Origin of the sequence: Paramesorhizobium endophyticum, from assembly GCF_014640615.1 — a bacterium.
GTDB classification, from domain to species: Bacteria; Pseudomonadota; Alphaproteobacteria; order Rhizobiales; family Rhizobiaceae; genus Paramesorhizobium; species Paramesorhizobium endophyticum.
The window spans coordinates 110,173-125,245 of sequence record NZ_BMHH01000007.1 but is presented as its reverse complement, the minus strand read 5'-3'; the positions used below and the strand labels follow the sequence as shown (position 1 = coordinate 125,245).

Genomic DNA, 15,073 nt, shown 5'->3' with positions numbered 1-15,073 from the left:
CTTTACGCCATTTAGTTCGGTACTACGGGACAGTCCGGACTGATTTAAAGTCCCGTTAACAGATTACCACCAATTTTAATCATCCGGCAGCGCTGATGATTCCAGCAGTTAACACAATCTTAATCGCATGATTTTATCCAAAAAGCCTGCCACTTTTTGTCACGCGCTCAATTGCCATAGCGCGAGGCGATCTCGTTGGACAAGCTTTCCCCTTCCTTCATGTAGCGGTCGATCGCCGCAACCGCCGAATCGGTACAGCTCGTATATATCTCGCTGAACGCCCTGTAACCGCGGTTGAAGCTCGCAGTCATCTGCGCGCGCCGCGCCTCTTCGGGCTTTTCGGCGGCAATTATGGCATTCATGCGGTCTCGCCACTCACTTCCTTCCTCTCCGCAAAGATTGCGCAGATAATGAAGCGAGCCGAGAATCTCCGCCAGCCGGGTGAGCTTCGCCTCATAAGGCGGCTTTTCCGCCGCTTTGGCCACCGCCGGAAAGGCCATCAGAGCGGCTGCCACTATCGCTATCCATGCCTGTTTCAATGAGACCCTCAATTCTTCTCGTTCTTCTGACGCGAAACAATCCCGGCTTCAAGATAGCATCGCCGAACAAGCTTAACGCGCCCCGCCATCCTCGAAGCGGGCCACCTCGCGGGCGACGATGAGCGTGCTCTGCGTGACCTGTGAAGCGGCCATTTCATCGAGATCGAGCCATACTATGGCGGCAGCGTCGTCAGCGGCCCGCGCCTCGCCGGTGACGCCATGGGCGCGGAAAACGGCGAGATAATAGCTCGCGGCATAAGTACCGCCATTATCCTTGGAGAGGTCGACCGTGGCGAAATGCTTCAGGGTTTCGGCGGTGAGTCCGGTTTCCTCCAGCAATTCCCGGCGCGCCGCCTGCTGCGGCGTTTCGCCCGCATCGCGCCCGCCGCCCGGGAAAGCGAGCCATCCCTTCCACGGCTCGCGCCCGCGTTCCACCAGCAAAAAGCGGCCATGCTCCCGGCAGATGACCGAAACGCCGTGGATAATGGGAGGAGAAGTGACCATGGATAATGGGTATGCCGCGACTGCCAGATTCGCAAGAGCTTGACGGACACGGCAAAAAGCGGAACATCGTTCCCCATGTGTGGACGGTTTTCATTGACGGCGACGCGGCAGGAGGTCGAGGCGCTTTTTGAAGCGATGGTGGATGATTTTCCGCCGCGCTACAATATCGCGCCCACCCAACCGATCCTCATGGTTCTCTCCGGCGATGCGCTGGCTCCGGGCGGCAATCTTCCGCCCCGCATGGGGCATCTGGTGCGCTGGGGCTTCATTCCGGGCTGGGTCAAGAACCCGCGCGACGTCTCCCTCATCTTCAACATCCGCAGCGAAACGGCGGCCGAAAAGAATTCCTTTCGCGCCGCGCTCACCTATCGCCGCGCGCTGGTCCCGGCCTCCGGCTTTTACGAATGGCGGCGCGAGGGAAAGAAGCGGGCGCAGGCCTATTGGGTCCGCCCCCGCCATGGCGGCCTCATCGCCTTCGCCGGGCTCATGGAAAGCTGGCTTGGCGCCGACGGCTCGCAGATCGACACCGGCGCGATCCTGACGACGGAAGCTAATGCAACACTCCGTCCGATTCACGAGCGGATGCCTGTCGTGATCAATCCCAGAGATTTCGAGCCTTGGCTCGACTGCAGGCATAATCCGCCCCACGATGTCGCCCGGTTGATGCGCCCCGCCGAGCCGGATTTCTTCGAGGCGATCCCTGTATCCGACAAGGTCAACCGCGTGAGCAATGTCTCGCCCGACATTCAGGAACGCGCTCAACAGGGCTTGACGGAAGAGGCCGGACCGCCAAAAGAAGAAGAGAAGCCGGAACCAAGTTCAGGTGCTCAGCTGTCGATGTTTTGATATAATTACGCGCGTGAACCTGAGTTTCATATATAACTACACTGGTGTAGTTATATATGAAACTCCGCCCCCTCTGCTGCTCAACGCAATCCCAGGAAATTCCGATACATGTTCTCCGCCGCTCTTTCCGGCTTCCTTCTGGGCGCCTCGCTCATCATCGCCATCGGCGCGCAGAATGCCTATATCCTGCGCCAGGGCCTGCTGCGCCAGCATGTCTTCGTGCTGTGCCTGATCTGCGCGCTTTCCGACGCGCTTCTGATCACCGCCGGTGTGGCGGGGCTGGGAACGCTGCTTGCGCATTCGCCGATGCTCATCGCGGCTGTGACGCTGGGCGGCGCGGTTTTCCTGTTTTCCTATGCGTTCGTAGCATTTCGCCGCTCCTTCAAGCCCGAGGCTATGGAAGCCCGCGGCAAGGGCGCGGCCAGCCTCAAGGCGGCGGTGGCGACCTGCCTGGCGCTCACCTTCCTCAACCCGCATGTCTATCTCGATACGGTTCTGCTTTTGGGCAGCCTTTCGGCCCGTTTCGAAGGGGCGGACCGCATCGCCTATGGCGCCGGCGCGGCTGTCGCGTCCTTCGTCTGGTTCTTCGGGCTTGGCTATGGCGCGCGCCTGCTCCAGCCGGTCTTCGCCAAACCTGCCGCCTGGCGCATCCTCGATTGCCTGATCGGCTTCGTGATGGCCGGAATCGGCATCAGCCTTCTCAGGCAATTTGCGGGCGGCCTCGGTTAAGCCGGTTTCTTGCGGGTCAGGATCGAGCGGCGATTGTCATTGCGCGCATCCGAGCGTCCGCGCGGCGCGGCAAGCAGGGCGGCGACCAGTGCAGCCGGTCCGATCTCGCGATAGTGCTCGGTCAGCCTGTCCCGTCGCGGCGTCAGGGCTTTCTTGGTCATGGCAGGGCTCCTTACCTCTGTTCTAGAGCCCTATATTCTTGCGTGGATTCGGACTGAAAAAAGGCTGCTTGCCGCCGGATTTGGGGAATTCAGGTTAATTTGAGTTAACCATGAGATGTGTTGCCGGAAGGCCACGTATTCCCTTCAATGCGGCACCGAGGACGAGAATAGATTCATGATGACCACGCCTGCGACAATCAGCGCCAACCCGATTATCGCTGGGGCATCCAGCCTTTGCCCATAAAACAGCCACGCGACGATTGCGATGAGGATGACTCCCACGCCTGACCAGATCGCATAGGCAATGCCCACGGGCAGAGTTCGCAGCGTCAACGAGAGGAAATAGAACGCAACCATATAGCTGGCACCCATGATGAGGGTTGGCCCCAGCTTGGTGAAGCCGTTCGATTGCTTTATGAAGGATGTGCCGACAACTTCGGCTGCAATTGCGATAAGGAGATAGAAATATTGCACGGGGCGTTCCTCGTCAGACAGCGAAAAAGGTGAACGCCGTGGCGAAGAAGAACCCCAAGGGGCGCAGGGGCTACCAGCCTGCAACTCTATTTTCGGCAACGTGTTGCTATTTCAATTCAAAAGGCTTTTCAAGCACCATAATCCACGCTGTACGTGTCAATCATCATCGAAGCTGATCGGCTTGGGAGACTGCCGCCTTTCGACGGCATCATTTTGCTGGGATCACAGTAATTGCCTGACAGACGTTTAAGCATCTTGTCATCTGCCCCTTGACGCCGCCCGCTCCGGCGGGAATAGTGCGCTTCATGAAAACGCCATCCGCACCGATTTGCATTTGTGTGATCATTATCGGCTAGCAACTCGCTGGCCCGGCCGTTTTCGTCTCCTTGCTCCCCTGAAAAGATGACAACGCCCCGGCCAGCCGGACTTGCGTTCAATTTCGCCCGTCGACCGGGCAGGGAGACATATATGACGAAGGCAGCGCCGCTATTGCGCCTGTATAACACGCTGACGCACCGGAAGGAGGACTTCGCGCCGATCGATCCTGAGAATGTGCGCATGTATGTCTGCGGGCCGACGGTCTATGACTATGCCCATATCGGCAATGCGCGCCCCGTCATCGTCTTCGACGTGCTGTTCCGCCTCTTGCGCCATGTCTATGGCGAGGCGCATGTCACCTATGCCCGCAACATCACCGACGTGGACGACAAGATCAACGCCCGTGCGGCGCGGGACTATCCCGACCTGCCGCTCAACGACGCGATCCGCAAGGTGACGGAGACGACCAACGCCCAATTCCAGGCGGATGTGGCGGCTCTCGGCTGCCTTCCCCCTACCGAGCAGCCGCGCGCGACCGAATATCTCGATGAAATGCGCGCGCTCATCGACCGGCTGGTTGAGCGGGGCTTCGCCTATGTCGCCGACGATCACGTGCTCTTCTCGGTCGCCTCCATGGACAAGAGCGCGGGGCTGCCGCGCTATGGCGCGCTTGCCCGCCGCTCTCTCGATGAGATGATCGCCGGCGCCCGCGTCGATGTCGCCTCCTACAAGCGCGACGAGATGGATTTCGTGCTGTGGAAGCCGTCGAAAGACGGCGAGCCGGGCTGGCCGTCTCCGGCGGGCATCGCGGTTCCGGGCCGTCCCGGCTGGCATATCGAGTGCTCGGCCATGTCAATGGCCAAGCTGCTGAAACCCTTTGGCGGCGGGCTAGAATGCGACGATCCGCAAAAGAACGTCTTCGACATTCATGCGGGCGGCATCGATCTGGTCTTCCCGCACCACGAAAACGAAATCGCCCAATCCTGCTGCGCCTTCGGTACCGAGCGCATGGCCAATATCTGGATGCACAACGGCTTCCTGCAGGTGGAAGGCCAGAAAATGTCGAAGAGCCTTGGCAATTTCGTGACGATCCACGAGCTGCTCGCGACCGAGAAGCTGGGCGGGCGCAAATGGCCGGGCGAGGTGCTGCGGCTGGCGATGCTGATGACGCATTACCGGCAGCCGATTGATTTTACGGCCAACGCGCTCGCCGAAGCGGAAAAGACGCTCGACGCCTGGTATCGCGCCGTGGGCGACGTTGACGGGGGCGATGATGTCAGTGCCGATCTCTTCGACGCGCTGGTGGATGATTTGAACACTTCGAAGGCGATTGCCGTGCTGCACGAACTGCGCGGCGAAGCTTTCAAAGGCTCGCATGAGGCGAAGCGCAGCCTGAAAAAGAGCGCCAACCTTCTGGGATTGCTCACCATCACGGAAAGCGAGTGGCTGGCGGGCAAGGCGCAAGACATTGCCATCGACGAAGCGGCCATCGAGGCGAGCATCGTGGAACGGCTGGTGTTTTTAAAGGAGAGGAACTTCGCCGAGGCCGACCGTATTCGTAATGCGTTGTTGAAACAGGGTGTGCAGTTGATGGACGGCAAGGACCCGACGACAGGTGAGCGCGTGACGACGTGGGAGGTGAAGAGGTGATAACCGGCCACATGGTGCGTGCGATTCACCCCCCTCTGCCCTGCCGGGCATCTCCCCCACAAGGGGGGAGATTGGCTGGCAGGGGCCGTGGCGCCAGCATTCAACGTTCGCGATTGGCGGAAGCGTTCATGATGGCGAATCTCCCCCCTTGTGGGGGAGATGCCCGGCAGGGCAGAGGGGGGTGCGCTCCGCTCGCGCCGAGCGAAGCAGGACGAGGGGAGCATTGAAATGGTCTCTCATACTCCGGTCCCCAGCCGCATCCGCAAAAACGCCAAATCGATGCGCCGAAAAATGACCGATGCCGAACTGAAGCTCTGGAATGAGCTTCGGGCGCATCGGCTCATGGGACTGAGCTTCCGGCGGCAAATGCCGATTGCCGGCTACATCGTGGATTTCGCTTGTCCAACTGCCCGTATCATCGTGGAAGTAGATGGCTCGCAGCACGGCGAGGAGAAAATGGCAGTGGCGGACACGGAGCGGACCAGGCGACTGGAACAGGATGGCTGGCGCATCCTCCGTTTCTGGAACGATGACATCCTGCGGGACATTGATGGCGTATGCCGGCATATCGTCACCATCGCCGGTTCGCCAACGGAGGAGACACTACAATGACCCAGACCGAACTCTATACCGGCGGCTGCCAGTGCGGCGCCGTCCGTTTCCGCGTGGAGGGCAAACTGACAGACGGCTCGATCTGTCATTGCCGCATGTGCCAGAAGGCGTTTGGAAACTTCTTCGCGTCGCTCGTTTCCGTCCCCGAGGAAGGGTTGACCTGGACGCGCAACACACCGAAACGATTCCAATCGTCAAATCACGTCAGGCGTGGCTTCTGCCCTGAGTGCGGAACACCCTTAACCTATGAGGCGCCTGACGGTATCGCGCTCGCCATCGGCGCCTTCGATCATCCGGAAAAGATCGGAATGGCCGTGCAATGGGGCATGGAGGGCAAGCTGCCGCAAACCGATACGCTTTCGCAGCTGCCGGGATATACGACGATGGAAGACCCGCACGCCGTCAACTTCCTGAAAGGGCTCGTCTCCTATCAGCACCCCGACCATGATACTGACCAATGGCCCGCATGATTTCGAACCGCAGCTGAGTGCCAGCCCCCACGGTCGAAAAGGATCAAATCAATGAAAAAAGAGCGCATCTATCTCTACGACACGACCTTGCGGGACGGCCAGCAGACGCCGGGCATCGACTTTTCGCTTGAGGCCAAGAAGGCGATTGCGGCCATGCTGGACGAGTTCGGCATGGATTATGTCGAGGGCGGCTATCCGGGGGCGAACCCCACTGACACGGCCTTCTTCAAGCGCAGGCAGACTGCACGGGCGAAATTCGTCGCCTTCGGCATGACCAAGCGGGCAGGGGTCTCGGCCTCCAACGATCCCGGCCTGTCGGCGCTGCTGCAAACGGCCTCCGACGCCGTCTGCTTCGTCGCCAAGAGCTGGGATTACCATGTGAAGGTGGCGCTCGGCTGCACCAACGAGGAAAATCTCGAGGGGATCACCACGTCGGTCACCGCCGCCCGCATGGCCGGCAAGGAGGCGATGGTCGATTGCGAGCATTTCTTCGACGGCTACAAGGCCAATCCCGACTATGCGCTCGCCTGCGCCGCCGCCGCCTATGAGGCGGGTGCGCGCTGGGTGGTGCTGTGCGACACCAATGGCGGGACGCAACCGGGCGAGGTGGCGGAAATCGTCCATGCGGTGAGGAAGGTCGTGCCCGGCGAGCGGCTCGGCATCCACGCCCATAACGATACGGAGCAGGCGGTGGCCGTCTCGCTCGCCGCCATCGATGCGGGCGTCCGCCAGGTGCAGGGAACGCTCAACGGCATCGGCGAGCGCTGCGGCAACGCCAATCTGGTGGCGCTGATCCCGACGCTGATGTTGAAGCCCTATTGGGCCGACCGGTTCGAGACGGGCATCACGCCGGTAGCGCTGGCGAACATCACCCGCCTGTCCCACACCTTCGACGATATATTGAACCGCGCGCCGCAGAGCCAAGCCGCTTATGCCGGCACCTCCGCCTTTGCCACCAAGGCCGGCATCCATGCCTCGGCGTTGCTCAAGGACCCCGCGACCTATGAGCATGTCCCGCCGGAAGCCGTAGGCAACCGCCGCCGCGTCATGGTTTCCGACCAGGGCGGCAAGTCCAATTTCATTGCAGAGCTTGAGCGGCGGGGCATCAAGGTGGCCAAGGACGATCCGCGCCTCGATACGCTGATCGCGCTGGTCAAGGAGCGCGAGGCGGCGGGCTATGCCTATGAAAGCGCCGATGCCAGCTTCGAGCTTCTGGCGCGGGGTGTCCTCGGCGCGATCCCCCATTTCTTCACGGTCGATTCCTTCCGCTGCATCGTCGAACGCCGCTTCGACGCCATCGGCAATCTGAAGACCGTTTCGGAGGCGGTGGTGAAGGTCGAGATCGACGGCGAGGTTCGCATGTCCGTCGCCGAAGGCCGCGGCCCCATCAACGCGCTCGACATCGCCCTGCGCAAGGATCTGGGCCGCTATCAGAACGAGATAGAGGACATGGAACTGGCCGACTTCAAGGTGCGCATCCTCAATGGAGGCACCGACGCCGTCACCCGCGTGCTGATAGAATCACAGGACGGCACCGGCGCGCGGTGGAGAACGGTCGGCGTCTCCGACAATATCATCGACGCGTCGTTCCAGGCGCTGATGGATTCGGTAGTGTACAAGCTGATGAAGAACCGCGAGATGGCAGGGTTGGTGGCGGCGGAGTAGCAGCGCCCTTCCCGCAAGGGGGAAGGAGGGTGTCACGTTTGCAGGCATCACCAAAATTCATCATTCATCACAATAATTCAATGGATTTCATACCAGCTTGAGAGCAAGAGCCGGATAGCCAGGCACGAATATCCGTGCCAGAAACGAGGTCAGGGAGATAAAAATCATGACGGACACAACCCTTGACCGGGGCCGGATGTCGGACGGCCTTCGCGGTTTCGGCTTTGCGTTTTCGGCCTTTCTGATGTGGGGCTTCCTGCCGCTCTACATGAAGCAGGTGTCGCACATTCCTGCGGCGGAAGTGGTGGCGCATCGCGTGCTCTGGTCGATTCCCGCCGCGGCGGTCGTCCTCTTCCTGATGGGGAACCTCAGGGACATCGTCACCGCGCTGCGCAACCCGCGCATGCTGCTGATGGCCTGCCTCACCGCCGGGCTGATCACCATCAACTGGGGCATTTATGTCTGGGCCATCGCGGACGGGCGGACGCTGGAGACGGCGCTCGGCTATTACATCAACCCGATCCTCAACGTGCTCCTCGGCGCGGTGCTCCTGCATGAAAAGCTCAACCGCGCGCAGATGGTGGCGGTCGGGCTGGCGGTTGCCGCCGTGGTGCTGCTCACCGTCAAGGCGGGCGGCCTGCCATGGGTCTCGCTCGCGCTGGCGCTCAGCTTCGGCTTCTATGGCTTCTTCCGCAAGACGCTGCCCATCGGCCCGTCGCAAGGCTTCATGCTGGAGGTGCTGATCCTCTCCATCCCGGCGTTCGGCTATCTCATCTGGCTGCTCGCCCATGGCCAGGATCATTTCGTCGCCGGGCCGTCATGGAACGTGTTCCTGCTGATGATGGCAGGCCCCGTCACCGCCGCGCCGCTCATCTGCTATGCCTTCGGGGCAAAGCTCCTGCGCTACACCACCATCGGCATCATGCAATATATCGGCCCGACGATTATCTTCCTCATCGCCGTGTTCTGGTTCAGGGAGCCATTCTCGACGGTGCAGTTCATCGCCTTCCTGATGATCTGGGCGGGGTTGGGGATTTATACCTGGTCGAGCTTGGCGGAGGCGCGGAAGAAAAGTTCCTAAGCGGATTGGGCCAAGCGCCCTCGTCCTTCGAGGCTTCGTTCCGCTGCGCTCCACTACACACCTCAGGATGAGGGCTACTGGAGCGCGCGCTCTTTCGCCCTTATCATGGAGTATGGAAGGGGACTGCCCTTCATAGGCGTTACAAGCGCCGGCGCCCCTTCACCCTCATCCTGAGGTGCTCGCGTAGCGAGCCTCGAAGGGCGAGGGTGAAGGGGTCTAGCGTAGTGCCTACCGCCCCGCGCCGCCAATCCGCCTCACAAGCAAGAACACTCCCGCCGAGATCGCAAGCGCGACGATAACCACCGTCCAAAATCCGTGCGGCTGGTCGGCGAAGGGAGCTCCGGCGGTATTCATGCCGAAGAAGCCGGAAATGACGGTGGAGGGCAGCAGCACCGCCGTCATCACCGAGAGCACATAGAGCAGCCGGTTGGAGCGGTGGGCGAGCTTGGCCATCAGCTCTTCCTGCAACAGCCGCGCCCGCAATTGCAATTGCTCGCTCTCCTGATGCAGCGCGCCCGCCCGCTGCAAGAGGTTCTCCACGATATCGGCCAGTTCCTCGGGAAATTCCTTGCGGTGCGCCTGTTCCAGATGCCGCAGCAGATTGGCGGTGATCGAGAGATAGCGGTGCGAGGCGACGATCTGGCGGCGCACCGGCACCAGCCGCTCGCTTTCGTCCTGCCAGGCATTGTCGACGATATGATCCTCGATGGAATCGAGCTTTTGTCCGAGCACCGACAGCTGCAGCCGCAACCGCTCCATGAAGCGGCGCATGATGCGCTCGAACAGGCGGGCCGGGGTGGGCGGCTTCAAGAGGCCCTGGTCGAGCGCCTGCCTGACATCATCGACCGATTGCAGCGGATGCTTGCGCCCGCTGATGAAGCGGCTCTCGCTGAAGGAAAAGCGGAAATAGCCCGGCTCGCGCCCGTCGCCATAATGCTCGTGCTGCATGTCGGGGATTTCGCCGAAGAGCCAGCCATCCTCATATTCGATGTAATAGCGGTCGGAGCCGGAAAGCAGGCTCTCCCTGACGAGGGCAGGCGCCTCCTCCGCCTCGATGGCCTTGCGCCCGCGCGTATCGGCCAGCGCATAATGAACCCATGTCCAGCGCGCATCATCCGGCGCCACCCGCCCGCCCGAAGCATCGAAAGCATAGAAGGAGGCAATGCCGGCCTCCTTGAAGTGAGTAGTGAGAGAGTGAGAAGTGAGTAGTGGGGGCACAGTCTGCATTCCGTCTCTACCTCACTATCTCACTATTCCCTATCTCACTCACTTACATCCTTTCGATGACGGCCTTGTCACCTTCCGCGTCGCCCTGCGAGGCGGCATCGAGAATGGCGGGGATGATGTCCTCGGCGTTATCCACAATCAGCGGCCTGACCAGATGGCCGGTATGAATGAAGCCCTCGGCGCGCATATGGTCGAACATGGCGATCATCGGCTGCCAGAAGCCGCCGATATTGGCAAGCACCATTGGCTTCCTGTGATGGCCGAGCTGCGCCCAGGTCATCATCTCCACGATTTCCTCCACCGTGCCGATGCCGCCGGGCAGCGTCACGAAGGCGTCGGCGCGTTGGAACATCAGCTGCTTGCGCTGGTGCATGTCGTCGGTGACGATGAGTTCGGACAGATGTTCGAGCGCCTCTTCCGTGGCTTCCTTGCGCATCAGGAATTTCGGGATGATGCCCGTCACCTTGCCGCCCGCCGCCATCACGCCCTCGGCGACCGCGCCCATGATGCCGCGCGTGCCCCCGCCATAGACGAGCGAAAGCCCATGCTCGGCAATCGCCCGGCCCAGCGCGAGACCGGACTCTTTATAGAGTGGGTTCTGGCCCGTGGAAGAGCCGCAATAAACGCATATGGATCGAATCTTGCTCATGAGGCGGAATAGGGCAGTTCGGACGAGAGGCGTCAAGCCGGGATATAAGGCAGTAGGGCAATAAGGGAATAGGAAGTATGGGTGGCCCGATCTCCCCAACTGCAAAATTAAGGCAGCTATGATTTAACCAGTGCAATTCCCTGCATTTTCTTGTCTGGCCGATAAAAAAGCGATAAATCATAATAAAAAGGGACAGGGGATATGCAGAGAAGAACGACTTATGCGCTGTTGGGCTTCCTCGCGGTGATCGTCGCGGCGGGGATAGCCGGTTATCGGGGTATGCTGCCGGGCACCGCGCCGCAAGCGCCGGAGCCGGTGGCCGCATCTGTCCCGCCCGCCACCGCGCCTGAAACGCCCGCGTCCAATCCGCAAGCCACTCCGCCAGCGCAGAGCAAGGCGGAGGTTACTGTTCCCTCCTTCGACGTCCTGCGTGTCGAGCCGGATGGCTCGGTCGTTGTCGCAGGCAAGGCCGCACCGGAGTCGAGTGTCGATATCGTCGCGGGTTCCACTGTGGTGGGCACAGCGAAGGCAGCGGGGAACGGCGATTTCGCGGTCGCGCTCGACAAGCCGCTGAAGCCGGGCGACCATCAGCTCGTGCTGCGCGCCACCGGCGCCGACAACAAGGCCGCGACCTCGGCGCAGACGGCGATTGTCTCCGTGCCGGAAAAGAGCGACGGCGAGGTGCTGGCGCTGGTGGAGGAGCCGGGGCAGGCGAGCCGCATGATCACGACGCCGCAGGCGAAGGCACCTGAAGCCACTCCGGCTCCTGGCGCCGCCATTGCCGCTCCCGCAACATCGCAGGAGCAGCAGAAGCCCGCCCCGATCATCGTCGAGGCGGTGGAAATCGAGGGCGACACGGTTTTCGTCGCGGGCAAGGGCGTGCCGGGCAAGCAGGTTGCGGTCTATGCCAACGAAACGCTGCTGGGCAAAGCGCCGGTCGAGACGACGGGCCGCTATCTGGTCGAGAGGCATCATCCGCTCGCCGTGGGCGATTACATCATCCGCGCGGACCTTCTGGAAAAGGACGGCACCGTAATCGCCAGCGCCCGCGTTCCCTTCCACCGCGAGGCTGGCGAGAATGTCTCCGCCGTCGCGCCGCAGGCGGGCGCATCACAGCCTGTCGCGACAAGCCAGACTGCCGCAACGCGAGCCGCCCGACCACTCGAAAGCGTCGCCGGTTCGGTCATCATCCGCAAGGGCGACAATCTCTGGACCATCTCCAAGCGCACCTATGGCCGCGGCACCCGCTACACGACCATCTATCTCGCCAATGCCGACCAGATCAGGAACCCGGACCTGATCTGGCCGGGGCAGGTGTTTTCCATGCCGAACGAACCGCTGCCGGATGACGAGGCGGAGAGGCTGCTGAAGGCGAAGCGGTAGGAACCTATTGGCGTCATCGCGAGGCGCCCCCCTCTGTCCTGCCGGACATCTCCCCCGCAAGGGGGGAGATTGGCTGATACGGTCGATGGCTCTTATCCTGCAACGTCAGCGATTGATGCCGGCCATTGATGAAGGCCAATCTCCCCCCCCATGCGGGGGAGATGCCCGGCAGGGCAGAGGGGGGCGCTGTCCCGCCGATGTGTCAATTGACAGCGAAACTCACTTCCCACCCCTTGCCGTAGCATATTTTATCGTATATCGCCGATGAACGATGAAAGAATGCTCCCGCCCCGATCTGGAATCATCCCTCGCCGGTGAGTGCGAAGATGCGCGGGCGGTTCGCATTTATAACGCGCTTGCCCATGGAGTGCGCCTGCGCATTTTGCGCCAACTCCTCGCCCGCGATGCCTGCTGCTTCAAGGACATCGTCTCCACCATCGACCTCGCCCAATCCACCGTGTCGCAGCATCTGAAGGTGCTGGTCGAGGCCGGGCTCGTCGATTACCGGCCCGAACGCCAGTCGTCCCGCTATAGCGTGAACCCTCAGGCGCTGGCCGCCATCCGATCTCATTTGAACGATCTGGCGGACTACAAGCAAGTCCAGGAAAAGTGTGACGCGGTTTTCCGTCCGGACTTGCGTCAAAACAATGCCGATCAGCGGAAAAAACCACAAAATCATGTCGAATAAAAAAAATCAGAAAACCGTTTCCGCCGATTCCGGCCATACGCTGCAGACGATCCGCAATCTCTGGCCCTATATGTGGCCGGACAACCGCCCGGACCTGAAAATGCGGGTGGTCTGGGCGACATTCTATCTCGTCATCGCCAAGATCGTGCTCATCCTCGTGCCCTATTTCTTCAAATGGGCGACGAATGCGCTGAACGGGCAGTTTCAGGCACCGGACTATATTCCCGCGCTTTTCATCGGCGCCACCATGCTGGTGGTTGCTTATAATGTCGCGCGCATCGTGCAGGCGGGGCTGAATCAGTTGCGCGACGCGCTCTTTGCCAGCGTCGGGCAATATGCGGTGCGCCAGCTTGCCTTCCGCACATTCGTCCACATGCATGAACTGTCGCTGCGCTTTCATCTGGAGCGGCGCACCGGCGGTCTGTCGCGGGTGATCGAGCGCGGCACCAAGGGCATCGAGGCAATCGTCCGCTTCACGATCCTCAACACACTGCCGACGGTGCTGGAATTTGCGCTGACGGCCCTCATCTTCGCCTTCGCCTACGGCTTCTGGTATCTTCTCGTCGTGGCCGTCACGGTCTGGCTCTATACCTGGTTCACCATCAAGGCGAGCGATTGGCGCATCGACATCCGCCGCGAGATGAACGATTCCGATACCGACGCCAACACCAAGGCCATCGACTCGCTGCTGAACTTCGAGACCGTCAAATATTTCGGCAATGAGGCGATGGAGGCCAAGCGCTTCGACGCCTCCATGGCGCGCTATGAGAAAGCCGCGACCCGGACATGGACGTCGCTCGGCTGGCTCAACTTCGGCCAGGCGGTGATTTTCGGCGCAGGCATGGCGATCCTCATGATCATGTCGGCGCGGGAAGTCATGGCCGGCACGCAGTCGCTGGGCGATTTCGTCTTCATCAACGCGCTGCTGATGCAATTGTCCGTGCCGCTCAACTTCATTGGCTTCATCTATCGCGAGGTGCGGCAGGGCTTGACCGACATCGAGCAGATGTTCGACCTTCTCGATGTCGAGCAGGAAGTGAAGGACAAGCCCGACGCGAAGTCCCTTATCGTCACCGAGGGCAATATCCGCTTCGACGACGTGCATTTCGCCTATGACCCGGCCCGTCCGATCCTGAAAGGCATCAGCTTCGAGGTGCCGGCGGGCAAGACCGTGGCGATTGTCGGCCCCTCGGGCGCGGGCAAGTCCACCATCTCGCGCCTGCTGTTCCGGTTCTACGATATCCAGGAGGGCGCGATCACCATCGACGGGCAGGATGTCCGCGACGTGACGCAGGAGAGCTTGCGCAAAGTCATCGGCATGGTGCCGCAGGATACGGTGCTCTTCAACGACACCATCGCCTACAACATCCGCTATGGCCGCATGACCGCGAGCGAGGAGGATGTGGAGCGCGCCGCCGACCTGGCGCAGATCTCCAACTTTATCAAGCTCCTGCCTGACGGTTACCAATCCATGGTCGGCGAGCGCGGGCTGAAACTCTCAGGCGGCGAAAAACAGCGCGTCGCCATCGCCCGCACCATCCTGAAAGCCCCGCCGATCCTGATCCTCGACGAAGCCACCTCGGCGCTCGACACGGCAACCGAGCAGGAAATCCAGTCCGCGCTCGACATCGTCAGCAGGGGCCGCACCACGCTTGTCATCGCCCACCGCCTGTCCACGGTGATTGGCGCGGACGAGATCATCGTGCTGAAAGACGGCCTCATCGCCGAACGCGGCACCCACCGCACGCTGCTCAATAAAAAAGGCCTCTACGCCTCCATGTGGGACCGCCAGCGCGAAGCCACCGAAGCCGAAGAACGCCTGCGCCAGATGCGGCAGGAGGATGAACTGGGGGTGCTGGATAGGGGCGTCCCGGCGGGGGAGTGAGGGCAAACACCACCGTCCCGTCCCCCATGTTTGTGGCCGTTGTTGTCATGGAGGAGTAGAGGAATGGATCCCAGTGACGAGCACTGGGATGACGGGGTGGAGATGTTTTGCCCGTATCGGGTATGTTTCTGCCAAGCGGCGAGGAGGGGAGTTTGACTCCCCAATAGCCAAGCAACCCGTCATCCCAGTGCT

Annotated in this window: 16 protein-coding genes; 10 read left to right on the top strand and 6 right to left on the bottom strand. The window is 61.2% G+C overall.

Annotation, left to right across the window (positions count from 1 at the left end):
* Positions 1-167: 167 nt before the first annotated feature.
* Positions 168-524, bottom strand: coding sequence for a TIGR02301 family protein (locus IEX53_RS10685; RefSeq protein ID WP_373288629.1), 357 nt, complete (start codon positions 522-524; stop codon positions 168-170).
* 87 nt (positions 525-611) lie between these two features.
* Entirely contained in the window at positions 612-1,043 is a 432-nt protein-coding gene (locus IEX53_RS10680) for an NUDIX hydrolase (RefSeq protein WP_188824156.1), read from the bottom strand.
* 75 nt (positions 1,044-1,118) lie between these two features.
* On the opposite strand from IEX53_RS10680, the gene IEX53_RS10675 reads away from it, so the two are divergent.
* Both IEX53_RS10675 and IEX53_RS10670 read left to right on the top strand, forming a co-directional pair.
* Entirely contained in the window at positions 1,119-1,889 is a 771-nt protein-coding gene (locus IEX53_RS10675; protein WP_188824155.1) for an SOS response-associated peptidase, read from the top strand.
* A 108-nt stretch (positions 1,890-1,997) separates the two neighbouring features.
* On the top strand, positions 1,998-2,618 hold the full coding sequence (locus tag IEX53_RS10670; RefSeq protein ID WP_188824154.1) for a LysE/ArgO family amino acid transporter: 621 nt from the start codon (positions 1,998-2,000) through the stop codon (positions 2,616-2,618).
* Here IEX53_RS10670 and IEX53_RS10665 read toward each other — a convergent pair.
* On the bottom strand, positions 2,615-2,779 hold the full coding sequence (locus tag IEX53_RS10665) for a hydrolase (protein ID WP_188824153.1): 165 nt from the start codon (positions 2,777-2,779) through the stop codon (positions 2,615-2,617). The two genes, IEX53_RS10670 and IEX53_RS10665, sit on opposite strands and share 4 nt — an antisense overlap.
* 144 nt (positions 2,780-2,923) lie before the next feature.
* Positions 2,924-3,253, bottom strand: a complete 330-nt coding sequence (locus IEX53_RS10660; RefSeq protein WP_188824152.1) for a DMT family transporter — start codon at positions 3,251-3,253, stop codon at positions 2,924-2,926.
* Positions 3,254-3,721: 468 nt separating this feature from the next.
* On the opposite strand from IEX53_RS10660, the gene cysS reads away from it, so the two are divergent.
* The 5 genes from cysS to rarD all read left to right on the top strand — a co-directional run bounded on the left by cysS (position 3,722) and on the right by rarD (position 9,049).
* On the top strand, positions 3,722-5,221 hold the full coding sequence (gene cysS / locus IEX53_RS10655) for a cysteine--tRNA ligase (protein ID WP_188824151.1): 1,500 nt from the start codon (positions 3,722-3,724) through the stop codon (positions 5,219-5,221).
* 228 nt (positions 5,222-5,449) lie between these two features.
* On the top strand, positions 5,450-5,833 hold the full coding sequence (locus IEX53_RS10650; protein WP_188824150.1) for an endonuclease domain-containing protein: 384 nt from the start codon (positions 5,450-5,452) through the stop codon (positions 5,831-5,833).
* A complete protein-coding gene (locus IEX53_RS10645; RefSeq protein ID WP_188824149.1) occupies positions 5,830-6,303 on the top strand; it encodes a GFA family protein in 474 nt (157 codons plus the stop codon). The genes IEX53_RS10650 and IEX53_RS10645 overlap by 4 nt, the downstream gene beginning before the upstream one ends.
* A gap of 51 nt (positions 6,304-6,354) precedes the next feature.
* Complete coding sequence (gene cimA / locus IEX53_RS10640) at positions 6,355-7,968, top strand: citramalate synthase (RefSeq protein WP_188824148.1); 1,614 nt, start codon at positions 6,355-6,357, stop codon at positions 7,966-7,968.
* Between the two features lie 166 nt (positions 7,969-8,134).
* Positions 8,135-9,049 carry an EamA family transporter RarD gene (gene rarD, locus IEX53_RS10635; protein WP_188824147.1) on the top strand — a complete coding sequence of 305 codons (915 nt, stop codon included), beginning with the start codon at positions 8,135-8,137 and terminating at the stop codon, positions 9,047-9,049.
* Positions 9,050-9,277: 228 nt separating this feature from the next.
* Here rarD and IEX53_RS10630 read toward each other — a convergent pair whose 3' ends face one another.
* Both IEX53_RS10630 and IEX53_RS10625 read right to left on the bottom strand, forming a co-directional pair.
* Positions 9,278-10,276, bottom strand: coding sequence for a CorA family divalent cation transporter (locus tag IEX53_RS10630; protein WP_188824146.1), 999 nt, complete (start codon positions 10,274-10,276; stop codon positions 9,278-9,280).
* 43 nt (positions 10,277-10,319) lie between these two features.
* Positions 10,320-10,925 (bottom strand): LOG family protein, encoded by a 606-nt coding sequence (locus tag IEX53_RS10625; protein WP_188824145.1) that lies wholly within the window; start codon positions 10,923-10,925, stop codon positions 10,320-10,322.
* Between the two features lie 201 nt (positions 10,926-11,126).
* Here IEX53_RS10625 and IEX53_RS10620 point away from each other — a divergent pair, with 201 nt between their 5' ends.
* From IEX53_RS10620 to IEX53_RS10610, 3 genes are all read left to right on the top strand, one after another.
* Positions 11,127-12,308 carry an Ig-like domain-containing protein gene (locus tag IEX53_RS10620; RefSeq protein ID WP_188824144.1) on the top strand — a complete coding sequence of 394 codons (1,182 nt, stop codon included), beginning with the start codon at positions 11,127-11,129 and terminating at the stop codon, positions 12,306-12,308.
* A 271-nt stretch (positions 12,309-12,579) separates the two neighbouring features.
* Positions 12,580-12,996 carry an ArsR/SmtB family transcription factor gene (locus IEX53_RS10615; protein ID WP_188824143.1) on the top strand — a complete coding sequence of 139 codons (417 nt, stop codon included), beginning with the start codon at positions 12,580-12,582 and terminating at the stop codon, positions 12,994-12,996.
* Complete coding sequence (locus IEX53_RS10610) at positions 12,986-14,881, top strand: ABCB family ABC transporter ATP-binding protein/permease (RefSeq protein WP_188824142.1); 1,896 nt, start codon at positions 12,986-12,988, stop codon at positions 14,879-14,881. The genes IEX53_RS10615 and IEX53_RS10610 overlap by 11 nt, the downstream gene beginning before the upstream one ends.
* Positions 14,882-15,073 lie beyond the last annotated feature (192 nt).

Bases quoted from the DNA above. Each gene is read 5' to 3' on its own strand.
- IEX53_RS10680 (WP_188824156.1), bottom strand. From the start codon at position 1,043: ATGGTCACTTCTCCTCCCATTATCCACGGCGTTTCGGTCATCTGCCGG.
- IEX53_RS10675 (WP_188824155.1), top strand. From the start codon at position 1,119: ATGTGTGGACGGTTTTCATTGACGGCGACGCGGCAGGAGGTCGAGGCG.
- IEX53_RS10670 (WP_188824154.1), top strand. From the start codon at position 1,998: ATGTTCTCCGCCGCTCTTTCCGGCTTCCTTCTGGGCGCCTCGCTCATC.
- IEX53_RS10665 (WP_188824153.1), bottom strand. From the start codon at position 2,779: ATGACCAAGAAAGCCCTGACGCCGCGACGGGACAGGCTGACCGAGCAC.
- cysS (WP_188824151.1), top strand. From the start codon at position 3,722: ATGACGAAGGCAGCGCCGCTATTGCGCCTGTATAACACGCTGACGCAC.
- IEX53_RS10650 (WP_188824150.1), top strand. From the start codon at position 5,450: ATGGTCTCTCATACTCCGGTCCCCAGCCGCATCCGCAAAAACGCCAAA.
- IEX53_RS10645 (WP_188824149.1), top strand. From the start codon at position 5,830: ATGACCCAGACCGAACTCTATACCGGCGGCTGCCAGTGCGGCGCCGTC.
- cimA (WP_188824148.1), top strand. From the start codon at position 6,355: ATGAAAAAAGAGCGCATCTATCTCTACGACACGACCTTGCGGGACGGC.
- rarD (WP_188824147.1), top strand. From the start codon at position 8,135: ATGACGGACACAACCCTTGACCGGGGCCGGATGTCGGACGGCCTTCGC.
- IEX53_RS10630 (WP_188824146.1), bottom strand. From the start codon at position 10,276: ATGCAGACTGTGCCCCCACTACTCACTTCTCACTCTCTCACTACTCAC.
- IEX53_RS10625 (WP_188824145.1), bottom strand. From the start codon at position 10,925: ATGAGCAAGATTCGATCCATATGCGTTTATTGCGGCTCTTCCACGGGC.
- IEX53_RS10620 (WP_188824144.1), top strand. From the start codon at position 11,127: ATGCAGAGAAGAACGACTTATGCGCTGTTGGGCTTCCTCGCGGTGATC.
- IEX53_RS10615 (WP_188824143.1), top strand. From the start codon at position 12,580: ATGAAAGAATGCTCCCGCCCCGATCTGGAATCATCCCTCGCCGGTGAG.
- IEX53_RS10610 (WP_188824142.1), top strand. From the start codon at position 12,986: ATGTCGAATAAAAAAAATCAGAAAACCGTTTCCGCCGATTCCGGCCAT.